Annotated in this window: 11 protein-coding genes and 1 pseudogene; 9 read left to right on the top strand and 3 right to left on the bottom strand. The window is 57.4% G+C overall.

The genetic code is table 11. The features are described from left to right. Nucleotides 1-115: 115 nt before the first annotated feature. The 6 genes and pseudogenes from ACF8AM_RS23825 to ACF8AM_RS23800 form a co-directional block, all read left to right on the top strand. Nucleotides 116-484: pseudogene (locus ACF8AM_RS23825) on the top strand (sugar phosphate isomerase/epimerase family protein); the annotation flags it as partial. A 5-nt stretch (nucleotides 485-489) separates the two neighbouring features. Then, entirely contained in the window at nucleotides 490-693 is a 204-nt protein-coding gene (gene thiS / locus ACF8AM_RS23820) for a sulfur carrier protein ThiS (protein ID WP_392558049.1), read from the top strand. A gap of 194 nt (nucleotides 694-887) precedes the next feature. Beyond that, the gene (locus ACF8AM_RS23815) at nucleotides 888-1,751 is read left to right on the top strand and encodes a thiazole synthase (RefSeq protein WP_392558047.1); all 864 of its coding nucleotides are present in this window, start codon (nucleotides 888-890) and stop codon (nucleotides 1,749-1,751) included. Between the two features lie 2 nt (nucleotides 1,752-1,753). Beyond that, nucleotides 1,754-1,969, top strand: a complete 216-nt coding sequence (locus ACF8AM_RS23810; protein WP_392558046.1) for a SlyX family protein — start codon at nucleotides 1,754-1,756, stop codon at nucleotides 1,967-1,969. Nucleotides 1,970-2,130: 161 nt separating this feature from the next. Then, the gene (locus tag ACF8AM_RS23805; protein ID WP_392558045.1) at nucleotides 2,131-2,358 is read left to right on the top strand and encodes a hypothetical protein; all 228 of its coding nucleotides are present in this window, start codon (nucleotides 2,131-2,133) and stop codon (nucleotides 2,356-2,358) included. A gap of 117 nt (nucleotides 2,359-2,475) precedes the next feature. After that, a complete protein-coding gene (locus ACF8AM_RS23800; RefSeq protein ID WP_392558044.1) occupies nucleotides 2,476-3,072 on the top strand; it encodes a cytochrome c oxidase subunit 3 in 597 nt (198 codons plus the stop codon). Nucleotides 3,073-3,298: 226 nt separating this feature from the next. Here ACF8AM_RS23800 and ACF8AM_RS23795 read toward each other — a convergent pair whose 3' ends face one another. The 3 genes from ACF8AM_RS23795 to yajC all read right to left on the bottom strand — a co-directional run bounded on the left by ACF8AM_RS23795 (nucleotide 3,299) and on the right by yajC (nucleotide 8,718). Further along, nucleotides 3,299-4,783, bottom strand: coding sequence for a sulfatase (locus tag ACF8AM_RS23795; RefSeq protein WP_392558043.1), 1,485 nt, complete (start codon nucleotides 4,781-4,783; stop codon nucleotides 3,299-3,301). Nucleotides 4,784-4,941: 158 nt separating this feature from the next. Beyond that, nucleotides 4,942-8,220, bottom strand: a complete 3,279-nt coding sequence (gene secD / locus ACF8AM_RS23790) for a protein translocase subunit SecD (protein ID WP_392558042.1) — start codon at nucleotides 8,218-8,220, stop codon at nucleotides 4,942-4,944. 78 nt (nucleotides 8,221-8,298) lie between these two features. Further along, nucleotides 8,299-8,718: a preprotein translocase subunit YajC gene (gene yajC / locus ACF8AM_RS23785; RefSeq protein WP_392558041.1), complete on the bottom strand. Its 420-nt coding sequence runs from the start codon at nucleotides 8,716-8,718 to the stop codon at nucleotides 8,299-8,301. Nucleotides 8,719-8,803: 85 nt separating this feature from the next. Here yajC and ACF8AM_RS23780 point away from each other — a divergent pair, with 85 nt between their 5' ends. From ACF8AM_RS23780 to ACF8AM_RS23770, 3 genes are all read left to right on the top strand, one after another. Continuing rightward, nucleotides 8,804-10,138, top strand: coding sequence for a DegT/DnrJ/EryC1/StrS family aminotransferase (locus ACF8AM_RS23780; protein ID WP_392558040.1), 1,335 nt, complete (start codon nucleotides 8,804-8,806; stop codon nucleotides 10,136-10,138). A 133-nt stretch (nucleotides 10,139-10,271) separates the two neighbouring features. Beyond that, complete coding sequence (locus ACF8AM_RS23775; RefSeq protein WP_392558048.1) at nucleotides 10,272-10,553, top strand: pyrimidine/purine nucleoside phosphorylase; 282 nt, start codon at nucleotides 10,272-10,274, stop codon at nucleotides 10,551-10,553. Between the two features lie 249 nt (nucleotides 10,554-10,802). Next, nucleotides 10,803-15,096 (top strand): PVC-type heme-binding CxxCH protein (locus ACF8AM_RS23770; RefSeq protein ID WP_392558039.1); only part of this gene is annotated, 4,294 nt, incomplete at its 3' end.

Raw genomic sequence — 15,096 nt, 5'->3', positions numbered from 1 at the left:
GTCATACAGAAGACGAAGATATAATAAAATTAATCCAACTGGCAGAAAGTCAGGGTACATTACCAAATACCTTAATTATCGACAGTCTTGGTGGCGATGTATTTGGCGGTATGCGTTGATTTGGCAGGGCATCGATCCGGTTCAATTCATTCGCATGTTCCCGGATCGCATTTATCACGTGCACATCAAGGACGCGATCGTGACCTTGGACGGCCGCACCGGGATCAATGCCAGCCATCTGAACTTTGGCGATTCGCGACGTGGTTGGGACTTCCGAAGTCCTGGGCGCGGCGGCGTGAATTTCGAAGAGATCATTCGGGCACTCAACGAGATCGACTACCAAGGTCCGTTGTCGATCGAATGGGAAGACAGCGGCATGGAACGCACGTTCGGTGCTCGGGAAGCCTGCGAGTTCACGAAGAAGTTGGACTTTTCGCCTAGTAACCGGGCTTTTGACGCGGCCTTTGACGACGAGAACGCGTGATTCGTATGATCGACATCACAGTCAACGGCCGTCCCACGCAGATCGATCGGCCCATGCCGATCGACGAGTTGCTGGTGACGGTCGAAGTCCCAAAGAATTACCTCGCGGTGGAGGTCAACGAAGACGTTGTCCCGCGGGAAAACTATGCCGCGACCATCGTTGGCGATGGGGATCGCGTCGAGGTGGTGACGTTGGTCGGTGGCGGATGAATGGCTTGATCGAGACCGCGGTTTCCGTGTCAGCGGATCGGTCGAGATTGCTTGGCTTTTGGCGGGGGGCCGTCTGGACCGGGGATTGTTGTTGCGAGCCACCGGTTGTCTGATCTGGTCCGATTCAACGGGCCCTTGCGTTCTGAATGAGTCTGCCGCGATGCTTTCCTACCCTTTCCACCCCCTTTGCTTTTATGACCACCGACGCACTTTCCGATTCTCCGCTCAAGATCGGATCGCACACGCTGAACAGCCGATTGCTGGTTGGTACCGGGCGTTATGACACGATGGAACAAATGCGTGACTCGTTGGACGCATCGGGGACGGAATGCGTGACCGTGGCGGTTCGTCGCGAACGATTGTACGACCGAACGGGCCAGAACATTCTGGATTTCATTGACTCGGATCGTTACATCCTGCTTCCCAACACGGCGGGATGCTACACCGCTGCGGATGCTGTGCGTGCCGCGAAGCTGGGCCGTGAAATCTTGCGGACGCTTGGCAACCCGGGGGCGGACTGGGTCAAGTTGGAAGTTCTTGGCGATAGTAAAACGCTGCTTCCGGATCCGGCGGAAACCGTTGCGGCATGTGAGCAACTGGCTGCGGACGGTTTTTCGGTGCTTTGTTACACCAGCGATTGCCCGGTCACAGCCCAGCGATTGAAGAAGGTCGGCGCGGCAGCGGTCATGCCCGCAGGCAGCCCGATTGGCAGTGGCGCAGGGATTTTAAATCCGAACAACCTGCAGATCATTTTGGAATACCTCAAGGAAGACGACGAGGATTATCCGGTCATCATTGACGCTGGTGTTGGAACAGCCAGCGATGTGTCCGTGGCAATGGAGTTGGGTGCCGATGGTGTGTTGCTCAACACCGCAATCGCGCACGCTCGCGAGCCTGTTCGGATGGCTCATGCGATGCGAATGGCGGTGGATGCAGGACGACACGCAGCGCTCGCCGGACGCATCCCGAGACGTTTGTATGGAACCGCGAGCAGCCCACAGGAAGGCGTGATCAGCACGCGACCCTACGGTTCGCAAGCCAATGAAATTGGGGATTGAACATGTCGATGGAAGATCGAATCACCGAACTGGAAATCCAGCTCGTTCACACCCAACGCGTTTGCGAGCAGCTCAACGAAATCGTGACCGAGCTGTCTCTGGATGCCCAACGCCGCGATCGTGAAATGAAGCGTCTGGTTGACCAACTGAAAGAGCTCAAAAACAACGTCGCCGAACCAGGCGGCGATTTAGAAGAAGAGCGACCGCCGCACTATTGAGCGAATGTTTTCGGGGGAGCCGATGGGGGCGGCTGGCGCGTGTTGCCTCGGTGAGGATTTGTTCCGGTTGGGCGGGCTTTTCCGTGGAGGCCGATCGAGCGGATTGCCGATGACGATGGAGACCGTGTCTCGTTTCCTCTCTTTGTTCAAGGCCGCTTCGCATGTCGTCCAACACTCCTTCTGAACGTCCACCCGCCAACGAACTGACCGCAGAAGAATTGATTCTGCAGATGGAAGTCGAGGAAGTGCAGGAACTGCTCGGCGACATGGGGTTTGATCCCCGTCCGGAATTCGCGCGTGGCATCCAGCAACTGGTGGCCTCTCTGGGATCGCTCGACGCCGCGATCGTTGCTCTGCAAGACGATTTGGTTCAGCGCCGCGCGGCCTGAATCCGCCGATTGAGCTGGTGAAGACTATGGCTTTTTCGCGGAGCGGTTAAACTTAGCCGTCCGCGACGGTTCAGTGAATCGTCGCCCGCCGTTTTCGCCAGTTCATTGATTTTGCTCATGCCCACCAGTGTTCTTCCCACCGACCTTCGCTATCGACAAGGTGGCTGGCTGTTCTTGGGCACACTGCTTGTGTTTTTTCTCAGCAGTCTGTTGTTGTATGGGATCTATGCGAGCACCCGGTTGAACGATTCGCAGTCCTCGGCGCCGCTGCCCGACGCGTTTCTGACCAGCACCGCATGTCTGCTCGTGATTAGCGGGTTGGTGCACTGGGGGACGCGAACGGTTCGCCGGTCTAAGCGGATTCTTACCGGATCGTTGTTGGCGGTCAGTGCCGTTGCTGCGGTGGTGTTCATGGCGATTCAGTACATCGCGATGCTGGAACTGCTGGGTGGTCCTGCGATGGGAGGCGGCACCGGGAAAGGCGTCGCGGGCATGGTCGTCGTGCTGGCGTTCTTGCATGCTCTGCATGTGGCTGGAGGCGTGATTGCACTGGGCATCGTGTCCGTGCGATCGTTGCTGGGGAGGTACGATCACGAGCGCCATTGGCCGGTCGATTTCGCGGCGCAGTATTGGCACTTCTTGGACGTGGTTTGGTTGTGCATGCTCGCCACGTTCGTGGTCACCACCGGTGGTTTCTCCGGCATCACGCTGTAGACCGCGTGGATGGACGGCAATGCTAGGAAACGTTTTTCGCACCGCGAGCAACCGCGTAGCCGACAGAGGCCCTCTGTCGGCATCCACGAGTCTGCCCTGTTGCAGGCATCCTCAAACTCGTGTTTGCTGCCGCGGGCACTCGCTTGCAGCGAGTGGTTTCGCTCAAGCCGACTAATGGCCTCCGTCGGCTACAGGCAAGAAAAACGGAGCGGGATGGCTTGGCCGCTCAGTCTTTTTCGGTGGGCGGGAACCGTTTGCGTTGATCGCTGGGGACTGGTTTGCCGCTTCGGAGGTTCCACCATTCGTGAGCGCGTTCGGGATCGTAATTCGGATTCGGTATTGGCGTCCGTGCCAGCACGCTGCTTCTCCACTGCGTCAATTTCCGTTTGAGGTCGCCTGCTCGACCTTTCTTCTCGGAAGCTAAGTTCTTCGTTTCCCCCAGGTCGTTTGTCAGGTTGTACAGTTCGAGGTCCCCGGTGCCGTCCAAGTACTCGATCAGTTTCCAGTCTCGTTCGCGAATGGCGCTGGCGGGTCGGTCATGGTGGTAGTGCGGGTAGTGCCAATGCAGTGCATCTCGATCGAGTCGGCTGGCTGGATCAGACAGCAGTGGCGTTAGGCTGTGCCCGTCGATTGTTTGGTTGGCTGGCAATTCGCCACCGGCCAACTCAACAAACGTCGGGTAAAAGTCATGGCTGATCGTCGGCTCATCGCATACGCCGGCCGATTTCACGGTCGCTGGATGGCGGATGATCAAGGGGACACGAATGCCGCCCTCGTGCAGCGAACCCTTTTCACCTTTCAGGGGAGCTTGCGTGCTGACGAGGTCGTCGGCAGTTTCTCGGTAGTCGTACCGCTTGTAGAGGCCACCGTTGTCGGAGGTGAACACGACCATCGTGTTGTCCGAGATTCCCAGTTCGTCGAGCGATTCAAGCAAGCGTCCCACCATGTCGTCGCAGTGTTCGATCATGGCGGCGTAAACTGGATGAGGCAGTGACTTGCCGGTCTGCTTTGCTTTGGCCTCGTATTTTTGAACCTTCTCTGACATCGCTCCCAACGGGATGTGCACCGCGAATGGCGATAGCATCAAGAAGAACGGTTGGTCTTTGTTCTGCTTCATGAAGTCGATGCAGAGGTCGGCTTCGAATTCAGTGCGGTACTGGTTGGGTTTCGGTTCTAAGTCGGAACGTCCCTGGACTCGGTAGCGACCGGGGAGATGAGGACCGCCAATGACGGCGCTGAAGTCATAACCTTGCCGGTCAGGTTGGAATTCAGGGCCGTTGCCAAGATGCCATTTGCCGACGTACCCGGTGGTGTAGCCCGCCGCTTTCAAGGATTCCGCGATGGTGACTGTGTCCAGTGGCAGCCCCATGGTGGTTTGTGGCGTGATGACTCGTTCGAACGGGCGCCAGTGACCGGGGATATGGGCCGTGATGCCAATCCGAGCTTGGTTTTGCCCGGATTGAAGGGCGCACCGAGTGGGTGAGCAAACAGCACCGGAGGCGTAGAAGTTGGTGAACTTCAGGCCCTCGGCAGCGAGTTGATCGATGTGCGGTGTATCGACGAAATCGTTTCTGTAGCAACCGATGTCTTTCCATCCCAAGTCATCGATGAAGATCAGCAGGACGTTGGGTTGGTCGGCGCGAGCTGGTGGAGAGAGGCAGCAGGCAATCAGCGCGATCGCCAGAGCGAACGGGGGCACTCGAAGGTTCACGGTGTATTCCAATGGTGGGGACTTGGAGGGTGGGACTTCGAATGATAATCCATTGAGTTGGTGCGGTTGGGGACCGCGCATGAAAAACTCCCTTCCGATGATTCGAAAGGGAGTTTCGTTGTCAGGCAGAATCTTGGCGGAGGTTTTCCGACAAACGATCAGGCGTTGGCGGCTTTCTTTTCAGCACGCTCGACCAACCACAGCAGCACGGGGCTGGCCACAAACACGCTGCTGTAGGTACCGACGACCACGCCGACGACCAATGCGAAAGCGAATGCGTGGATGCCTTCGCCGCCGAACGCGTACAGCAACACAACCACGATCAACGTGGTGATCGATGTCAGCAAGGTTCGGCTGAGCGTTTGGTTGATGCTGCTGTTGATCATTTCGCCAGTCAGGCGAGGTGCCTTGCCCTTCGTTTCGCGAATTCGGTCAAAGACCACAATCGTATCGTTCAGCGAGTAACCGATGATCGTCAACAACGCGGCGACGACGGTCAGCGAGATCTTGAAAGGATCGATCAGCAAGAATCCCAGAGCGTCGGCCACCCAGTAACTGACGGCGATTGCACCCAGTGTGATGGCAACGTCGTGAAGCAACGCGACGACAGCGGCCACGCCGTAGATGACGCGTTGGAATCGGAACCAGATGTAACCGATGATGCACAGCAGCGAAGCGAACAACGCTCCGAAAGCACGGCTGATCATGTCGCCAGCGACGCGAGCACCGACAGCACTGCTGCTGATCCAAACTGGATCGCTATCGAGTTGACGTTCCAGTTCGGACATCACCTTGATCGCGTTGTCACCGCCGAGTGGCAGTTGGACTCGCCACTTCGAAAATGCCAGTGTCGAACCTGGCGACCAAGCGTCGACGTCATCGCCGAGTGGTTGGACAACAATGCCTTCTGCCTGGAGTGGCACGTTGACGGCCTCTGCGGCGGCCATGATCGAGTCGATCAAGCCTTCTTCGTTTTTGACAGAGACACCGTCGCCACCCTTGATACCAAGGGAGATATCGGAGGTGCTGAACGCGAGCCCAGGGAGTTGCACCGACTTCGTTTCAGGTTCGTCAGCGTCAGCTTCGGCAGGGGCTTCTGCCGTCGCCTCTTCCGTCGCGGACTCTGCGTCATCGTCTTGAGCGACGACCAGCATGACGCCGTTGTCGGACGCTTGCCATTGACCGGTTGTCGTTTCCGATGGTGCAGGCGGATCGGAAGAGCTGGTCGCTTCGGCTGCAGGTTCCGCGGTCTCTTGCGAAGCACCGGGAAGATCAGCCGGGGTGATGTCCACGGTGTAGGTCACCAAGCCGACCGATTCGGAAGCGGCAAAGCCTTCTTGAATGACCTTCTTCAGGTCGTCCACTCGATCCACTGAGGAGTCCACTTTGAAGACGGTTCCGTCTTCGGTGCCTTCCATTGAGACGCCGTTGACCGTGAACTGAACCGATTCCAGTCCAGATGATGCCACGGCATCGTTCATGATTTGGCGAACCTCATCTGCTTCGGTGGGTTGGTCGACTCGGAATTGAACCGAGGAGCCACCCGCGAAGTCGATGTCGAGGATGCTTTGTCCGCGAGCGAACAAGGCGGCCAGACCACAGACGACCAAAATCGCTGACAGGGCCAAGGTGACTTTGCCTTTGTTGATAAAATCAAACTGCCCACCACCAGCGAACGCCGAGCGAATGCTGTTGACGCCATCGGACATGCCCAGCGACAGGAATCCGCGGCGTTCGGCCAGGTCAAAGATGGTTCGCGAAACGTAAATCGCGGTGAACATCGAGTACAGGATGCCCAGGATCATGGTGAGGGCGAAGCCACGAATTTGGTCCGTGCCGATCGCATACAGGACGATGGCCGTGATCAGCGTGGTCAGGTTGGTGTCGATGATCGTCGTGGTCGCTCGAGCGAAACCGTTGCGGATCGCCATGCGAGCCTTGGCACCCTTGTTCAGTTCTTCGCGAATTCGTTCGAAGATCAGAACGTTCGCGTCCACCGACATACCGACGGTCAAAACCAAACCGGCCAAACCTGGCAGGGTCAGCGGTTGGCTGATGAAGACCATCGTGGCGAGGATCATCGCCATGTTCATGACCAGGGCGATGCAGGCAACCATGCCCGCAAACCTGTAGTAGAACAGGATGAAGACGAGCACCAAACCGAGCGAAATGCCGATCGAGTACAAACCCTTTGTGCGAGTGTCGGCACCGAGGGTGGCACCCACTTCGTTTTCAGCGATGGGTTGCTTGGTCACGGTGGCTGGCAATTGGCCGGCTTTGAGAATCTGCACCAACGAATCGACTTGTTCACGGGTGAAGTTGCCCGTGATGCGACCGTTCTTGTTCATTGGCTCTTGGATCGAAGGAGCCGAAAGCAACTCGTCATCGAGCACGATGCCCAGTTGTCGAGTTCGTGAACCGTCGGGAGCGTTGTTGGTCGTCAGAGCACGGAAGCGGCCTGAGCCCATGTCGGTCAGAGTGAACGCGACAGCGGGAGCACCGGTTTCATCGAAGGTACTGGCCGCGTAGGCAAGGTCTTCGCCGAGGATATCCAGTTTTGGATTGACCACCATCAGGACTTCGATCGCGTCGAAATCTTGGGTTTGCAACCATTTCGCGACCGAAACGGTTTCGACGCCAGCGCGTGCTTCCGGGGGCACGTTCAGGATCGCACCGGTGCGAGGGTTGCGAGCCAAGGCTCCGCTGATGGGTACCAGCAAGGGACGCACACCGTCGGTCTCGGTTTCTTCAAATCCGATGCGAGCCCAGAAGCCATAGAGCGAATCCTCGGGGGATCCGACCATGTCCTTGGTTGCAACGCCCGGTTGAGTCGATTCGGCTTGTTCGATCGCTTCGTTGATCAGCGTTTGGTGGTCAAACTGGTTGGCCAAAATCGCGAATCGCAATTGGCCCGCTTCTTCGACCAAGTCCTTGATGCGTTTGACGGCGTCGGGATCTTTTTGCGGGATGATGATTTCGATTTGTTGCTCGCCGTAGGGGCGAATCACGATTTCTTGCGTGCCGGCTGGGTTGATTCGGCGAGTCAGCGGTGCCACCAAGTCTTCACTGGTGATTCGCTGCCCACCGCCTTCGACCACGGCGGCTTGTTTTTCCGGATCCAGTTCGTAGACCAGGATGGTGCCTCCAGACAGGTCGATGCCGAGGCTCGGGAATTTGTTCGTCAGCGTCACAGCACTGGCCGTGATGGCGAGCAAGATGAAACCGAAGCGAGAGCCGTAGGTTGGCATCTTCAAGGATTTCGCCAGGAAGTTGCCAACGATGAATGGCAGAATCAGGACGGCTGCAGCGCTGAGCAGCGTCAGAATCTGTTCCATGCTGATGCCCTTGGAGACTTCGTTTGCCACTGCAGCGTCGGTTTGAGCGAGCCACTGTGCCGAAATCGATTGGCAATAATCGGGAAGAGTCGAAAGATCCATCGTGGTTTCTAAGTACGGGTGCGATGTGTCCGCTGCGACCAAAACCAGTCGCTGTGGGAAGGATGGTTTGGGAAGAGGTCAATCCGACGAATCTTTGTCGGGTTTGTTCTTGGGTTCGCCGACGATTTTGACGATGGCTGACCGATTGACTTTGATGCGTGTCGAACCACTCTCGTCAATTTTCAGAGTCACCGTGTCGCTGTCCGGGGCGGCGGAAACGATTGTTCCGTGGATGCCACCGATCGTGACCACGCGATCATTCTTGCCCAGCGAGGCCATCATTTTGGCTTCTTCCGCACGCCGGCGTCGTTCCGGGCCAAAGTAGGTGACGTAGAAGATCGCCACCACGCCGACAGGCAAAATCAAAGGGTTTTCGAGAATTCGCTGCAGAAGCGAAGGTTCAGCAGCGGGCGGTGCATCCTGTGCCAGCAACTGAAATGCGAGCAAGGTTGCCTGCCGCGGTAGATCGGTTAAGAACAGATCGAAAGAAGGCAACAAGACAGGGATTCCGGGAAAATGACACTAGCTCGACGCGGCCCCAGCCGTCCTGGCTGGTGGTTGCCTGCGTCATTCGCAATGCGGCATGATATGGAAGCAAAAAAATCGCCACAAGCCCAGCCCTAACTTGCCTCGTCAACCTCCTTTGCGTAGCACTGAGAATCCATTGGATTTCCCCGCCGAAGATTCGTTCGACGCTGCCTCCGACGGGTGGCCGGCTTGGCCGCCTCAAAACGCCCAGCTGACCAGTGAGATTGAGCGCGGCGTCGCAAAAGTTTTCAGCGACGGCCAGTGGGGGACCTATCCCGAGTCCATTGGTGGCAAAATCCACGGCCCAGGTGTGCACGAACGGTGCCGTTCCGCGGTGGCGGACGCCGCGACCAAAGAGGCTGCCCCCGACGGTTTGGAATGTTTCGGGAACGCACCCCAAGTCCGGTTGTGCCCTTCCGGTTCGTCGGCGATTGAGCTTGCTCTGCGAGCTTTGGGGGCCGGGCCAGCGGGGGGAAGGCGGAAGTCGGCAACGAAAGTGATTCTGTCGGCTTACGATTACCCCGGCAATTTTCGAACCGTCGAATTGATGGGGGCTCGCCCAGTGCTGTGCGACACCGAACCCACGTCGGCGGCGGATGGCATTCGCTCGGCATCCGGAATTTCGCCGTGCTTGAAGTCGATTGAACAGATCGAGGCCCCTCCCGAGTCTGTTTTGCTGGCCTCGCACCTTCATGGTCAAGTGGTCGATTCGCTGGCCTCGGCGGATCTCTGCCGTCAACGCGGTTGGTTTTTGATCGAGGACGCTTGCCAAGCGATTGGCGCAGGACGGATTCAAACGGTGGCGACCGAGCCACGTCGTTTCGTGCCTGTTGGGGCGATGGCCGACTGGACCACCTACAGTTTCGGCGGCAGCAAACCACTGACGTGTGGCAACGGAGGCGCTCTGGCGACTCGTATCGAGAGCAAGTATCAGAAGCTGAATGGAATCGTGGACCGTCCGAGCGATGCGTTTCCGTTGTCGCCTCTGCAATGCGCGACATTGTTGCCGCAATTGAGCTGGCTGAATCGGATGAATCAAATCCGCCGAGAGAACGCGAGGCGTTTGAGTCAACTGGATTGGGCGGCGGTCGGTTGCATGGCGATTTGGGATGACGACCCGAGCGTGGTTCAGGCTCCGTATAAATTGCCGATTTTGGCCCGGGATGCTGAGACTCGCTCCAATGTATTGCAAGCCTTGCGTGCCATTGGCTTGCCGTGCGGCGAAGGTTTCCGTGGAATGCATCGAACCAGCGATCGCAGGAGCGAGAAACCAGTGCCACTGGAAAACGCAACGAAATTGAGCGATGCGTTGTTGGTCATCGATCACCGAGCGTTGTTGGCGTCCGATGTAGCCGAACGAATTCGTGAGTGTTTGTCGGAAATGCGTTGAGTCCGCCCAGGATGACTCGCGAAGCCACGCGGCTTGAATTATCTTCCTCGCGTTCCTACCCCGAAATGGCAGGTTGAGCCGGACATTCGCGTCCTCTCGCCGTGTCTGATCAACTCCCCTTCTTACTGAGATCATCATGCAAGTCAACGAATACTTCGACGGCAATGTCACTTCCATCGCTTTTGAAAATGGCGAAGGCCGCGCGACTTCGGGCGTGATGCTGGCCGGGGAATACGAGTTTGGAACCAGCGAAAACGAATTGATGAAAGTGGTGTCGGGCAAACTGGAAGCCAAGTTGCCAGGCGAACCGGGATACCGTGCTTACCCAGCCGGTTCCGAGTTCAGGATTGACGCCAACGAGAAGTTCCAGGTTCGTGTGCTCGAACCGACTGCCTATCTGTGCTTTTACAGTTGAGGGCTGAGGCGGAACATTGGTCTCGAATGTTTGCGTGTTTGGGGGAGCCGCCGAGACACGTGACGCGGATGTTTCGCAACGCGTGAACAACAATTGACGATGTTAGCGGCGTGGCCAATGCGAATCGATCGCATGGGAACTCCATGGACTTTGGGTTGGGTTACAATCGGGTGGAACTTCCGTCATCAATGACGGGTGGTTCTCCCTACCTGACATCCTCCCACCTGGAACCTTGGTTCCCCCGCTTCCATGAAAAAAGATGTTTACCCGGCCACATCGTGGTCCTGGATCGCCGCTGTTGTCTGCGTCGTTGTTGGTTGGAACGCTTTGGCTTCCTCAGCGACGTCCGCTGAGGCAATGAAAAAAAGGATCCTGCTCATCGCCGGTGCACCCAGCCACGGTTTTGGGGCTCACGAGCACTACGCGGGATTGAAGGTTCTCGAGCAATCCTTGAAAGAAGCCAATCCAAACCTCCAGACCGAAGTCGTGCGTGGTTGGCCTGAAGATTCTTCCAAGGTGGAAGCCGCCGACAGCGTGGTTTTGTACAGCGACGGACAAGGACGCCATGTTGCGTTCGACCATCGCGAAGAATTGCGATCTCTGTTGAAGCGTGGTGGTGGGCTGGTGTGTTTGCACTATGCCACCGAGATGTTGCCCGGTGAATCTGGTGACGACATGGTTGAGTTGTTGGGAGGCCACTTCGAGATTCACTACAGCGTCAATCCACACTGGATCGGGAAATTTGATTCGCTGCCCGAGCACCCGATCACGCACAACGTCGAGCCCTTTGCGACCAATGATGAGTGGTACTTCCACTTGCGATTTTCAGAACAGGGCAAGCTGACGCCGATCCTGCAGGCGGTCGCTCCTGAATCGACGATGCGACGCAAAGACGGCGCTCACAGTGGCAACCCTCACGTTCGCAAATCTGTCGCGGCGGGTGAACCGCAAACGGTTGCTTGGGCCTATGAACCTGAGTTGGGTGGCCGCAGCTTTGGTTTTACCGGCGGGCACTATCACTGGAATTGGTCGCACGTTCCTGTCCGTCGTTTGGTCACCAACGCGATTCGCTGGACCGCAGGGGATGATCCGACCAAGGAAGCCAACTCGCTTCAACCGATCCCGGCTGGCAAGTTGCTGGCGGATCAAGACTACGACCCGCCCAAGACGTTCGATTTGGAGTCGGTCGCGAAAGAGTTTGACATTCCCGTCAGCAGTGATTCGAACGAGTCCGATTCGAAAAAAAAAACGCTGAACCGCGCGACGTCAGCAACGTCCGCTGAGTTGTTGTTCGCCAGTCCGTTGGTCACCACCGCGACGGAAGGGCATCAAGTTGCGATTGATGTGGACCTGACAAAGGTCGATGAGGTTGCTCGTCAGAAATTGTACTTGGTCGTCAGTGAAGGCAATGGCGACTACGCGTGCGACCATGTGGCTTGGCTGGCACCGACGTTGCACGGCAACAAGGGAACTGAAAAGCGAACATTGGACCTGGTCGATCACGGTTGGGTGAACGCCCAAGCTGGATTCGGTGAGGTTCGCAAAAACGCGAATTGTTCGGGCGGTCCGGTGTTGGTCGAGAACAAGCTTCCAGGCAAAATTGCCATTGGAACACATGCTCCCAGCGTGATTGAATTTGACGTGCCGGCCGGCTTGGATCGCTTGACTGTGACAGGAGCCTTGGAGAGCGGCGGCACGAACCAACGGAATGGCCAAAGCACCAGCGTCCGGTTCGCCGTTTACGCCGGGGCCGCGCCGAAAAATCTGAACGAAGTCGATGGCAAAGCGGCGGAGGACCAGCGTTCGCCTGAACGTGCCGTGGCTGGATTGGAAGTTGCCGAGGGATTGGATGTCACCTTGATGGGCAGCGAGCCGGATCTATCCAGTTTGACCAACTTGGACGTTGATCATCGCGGTCGCGTTTGGGTTTGCGATGTGATGAACTACCGTCGCAACCAAGGCTCGCGTCCCGAAGGCGACCGAATCTTGATCTTGGAAGACACGACAGGCGACGGAAAACTGGATCGCGTTCACACGTATTACCAAGGCCGGGAGATTGATTCCGCGATGGGGATTTGCGTGCTTGGCAACGAAGTCATCGTGACGGCTTCGCCGACCGTGTGGAAATTCACTGACACTGATGGGGATGATCTTCCCGATTCCAAAGTCGCGATGTTCACCGAAACGGGACAGCCTCAGCACGACCATTCGGCGCACTCGTTCCTATTCGGCGACGATGGCAAATTGTATTGGAACTTCGGCAACACCGGCATGCAGGTCAAAGATGCAAACGGTGAAACCGTGGTCGACATCCACGGCCGTGCGGTCGTCGACGATGGCAAACCTTTGTTCGGTGGGATGCCGTTTCGATGTGACCTGGATGGTTCCAACTTCGAAGTTCTCGCGCACAATTTTCGGAACAATTGGGAAACCACCGTCGAATCGTTTGGCGCTTTGTGGCAAAGTGACAACGACGACGATGGGAACCGCGGGACTCGCATCAACTTTGTGATGGAACAAGGCAACTATGGTTACCGCGACGAACAAACCGGGGCGTCTTGGCGAGCCGATCGGATCCATTTGGAAGATGAGATCCCATTGCAACACTGGCACCTGAACGATCCCGGTGTGGTGCCCAATGTTTTGCAAACAGGGGCCGGATCACCCAGCGGAATCTGCGTGTACGAAGGGCGTTTGTTGCCCGAACGTTTTTGGGACGAAGTCATTCACTGCGACCCCGGTCCCAATGTGGTTCGGGCGTATCCGATGACGGCAGATGGGGCGGGATACTCCGCGACGATCGAGCCGTTGATCACCGGCACGACCGACAATTGGTTTCGTCCCGCGGATGTTTGCGTGGCTCCTGACGGATCTTTGTTTGTGACCGACTGGTATGACCCCGGCGTTGGTGGGCACCATCAAAAGGACAGCGACCGCGGGCGTCTGTTTCGTGTTGCACCGCCGGGTGTGAAGTATTCCGTGCCGAAGTTTGATTTGGAGTCGGTGGAAGGAGCGATTGAGGCGTTGAAGAATCCGAACCGTTCGGTGCGTTACCTTGCTTGGCAAAAGTTGCACGCGATGGGAACCGATGCGGAGCCTGCGTTGTTGTCGCTGTACCGAGACGAGAACCCACGCTATCGGGCTCGTGCTTTGTGGTTGCTCGGCAAGATCGAAGGGCAAGGCCGGAAGTACGTTGACAAGGCTCTTGGCGATGAGGACGCCGACATTCGTTGCACCGCGATTCGGTTGTGCAAACAACTTGGGTTGCCCATCGCGAATGTTTGCGGTGAAGCGGCCAGTGATTCTTCCGCTGCGGTTCGACGCGAGCTGGCTGTCGCGTTGCGGTTTGATGAATCCAATGCGATGCCGAACGTTTGGGCAAAGCTGGCGATGCAGTATGACGGTGAAGATCGCTGGATGTTGGAGGCTCTCGGTATCGGAAGCGATCTGCGAGCAGGCGATTGCTACGCCGCGTGGATGAACGCCAACCAAGGCCACTGGAACACACCCGCCGGGCGCGATTTGGTTTGGCGACTGCGCACCGATGACGCGGCGGCGAAGATGGTGGAGTTGCTGGCCAATGGAATGCCCCGTGACGAAACCGAGCGTTACTTCCGATCGCTGGAGTACCATCCCGATGCCGTTCGTGGGTTGGTCCTTCGCCAGTTGTTGCCTGACGAAAACGACGGGAAAGAGGTGGATCCGCAGGTTCTGGTTCGCACGGTGAAGCGAATGCCTGATTTTGATCCTGCGAAGTATCCCCAGACGCAGGCTGCGATCATGGAATACATTCGCGGTCGCGCGGGGGAATCGGACTTCGTTGAGTTGGTCGACCAGTTTCAGATCATGGACATGGACGAGGAACTGATTGCCGCGATGCTTCGAAAGGGCGACGACAACCTGTCGCTTTCTGCACTGCGTTTGCTGTTGAAACGCAAAGACGGTTGGAACCGTTTTGTTGGTGTTCTGGCAAAGGATTCGATGTACGACGCCGGCCAACGAGGCCGAATTTTGTCGCTGCTCGGTTCACTGGGGAATGGACGTGCGATCGGATCGCTGGCCAAGACTTCTGGGGATGAGGAGATGGACTACGGTTTGCGAAGTGCAGCCGTGCGTGCGATGGCGAAATCCAACGGTGGTGCAGAAGAATTGCTAAAGATGGTGGAAGAGGGGCGTCTTCCAGCCGACACTCATTTGTTGGCGGGCGGATTGCTTGGTCGCAATGCGAACCCCGCCATTGCGAAGCGAGCCCGGAAATCGCTGCCTCAACCCGCCGCGGTTGACAACGCTCCGCTACCGCCGCTTGATGAATTGGTGAGTCTGAAAGGGGACGCGAAAAGAGGCTTGGCTATCTTCCGGGGCGTGGCGACCTGTGCGAACTGCCACATCGTCAACGGGTTTGGAAAGCAGGTCGGCCCCGACCTAGCCGTAATTGGTTCCAAACTCTCTCGCGAGGCGCTGTTCGCGGCGTTGTTGGCGCGCCGGGCTGGGGGGGGGGGCGAGGGCGTGAGGCGGCGGGGGGGGGGCGCGGGGGGGCGCGGGG

The sequence above is a fragment of the Rhodopirellula sp. JB055 genome (assembly GCF_043100905.1).
GTDB lineage: Bacteria > Planctomycetota > Planctomycetia > Pirellulales > Pirellulaceae > Rhodopirellula.
Note: the sequence above shows the minus strand (reverse complement) of the source record. Positions and strands in the feature narration are given on the sequence as shown.

Bases quoted from the DNA above. Each gene is read 5' to 3' on its own strand.
- thiS (WP_392558049.1), top strand. From the start codon at position 490: ATGATCGACATCACAGTCAACGGCCGTCCCACGCAGATCGATCGGCCC.
- ACF8AM_RS23815 (WP_392558047.1), top strand. From the start codon at position 888: ATGACCACCGACGCACTTTCCGATTCTCCGCTCAAGATCGGATCGCAC.
- ACF8AM_RS23800 (WP_392558044.1), top strand. From the start codon at position 2,476: ATGCCCACCAGTGTTCTTCCCACCGACCTTCGCTATCGACAAGGTGGC.
- ACF8AM_RS23805 (WP_392558045.1), top strand. From the start codon at position 2,131: ATGTCGTCCAACACTCCTTCTGAACGTCCACCCGCCAACGAACTGACC.
- secD (WP_392558042.1), bottom strand. From the start codon at position 8,220: ATGGATCTTTCGACTCTTCCCGATTATTGCCAATCGATTTCGGCACAG.
- ACF8AM_RS23780 (WP_392558040.1), top strand. From the start codon at position 8,804: ATGATATGGAAGCAAAAAAATCGCCACAAGCCCAGCCCTAACTTGCCT.
- ACF8AM_RS23810 (WP_392558046.1), top strand. From the start codon at position 1,754: ATGTCGATGGAAGATCGAATCACCGAACTGGAAATCCAGCTCGTTCAC.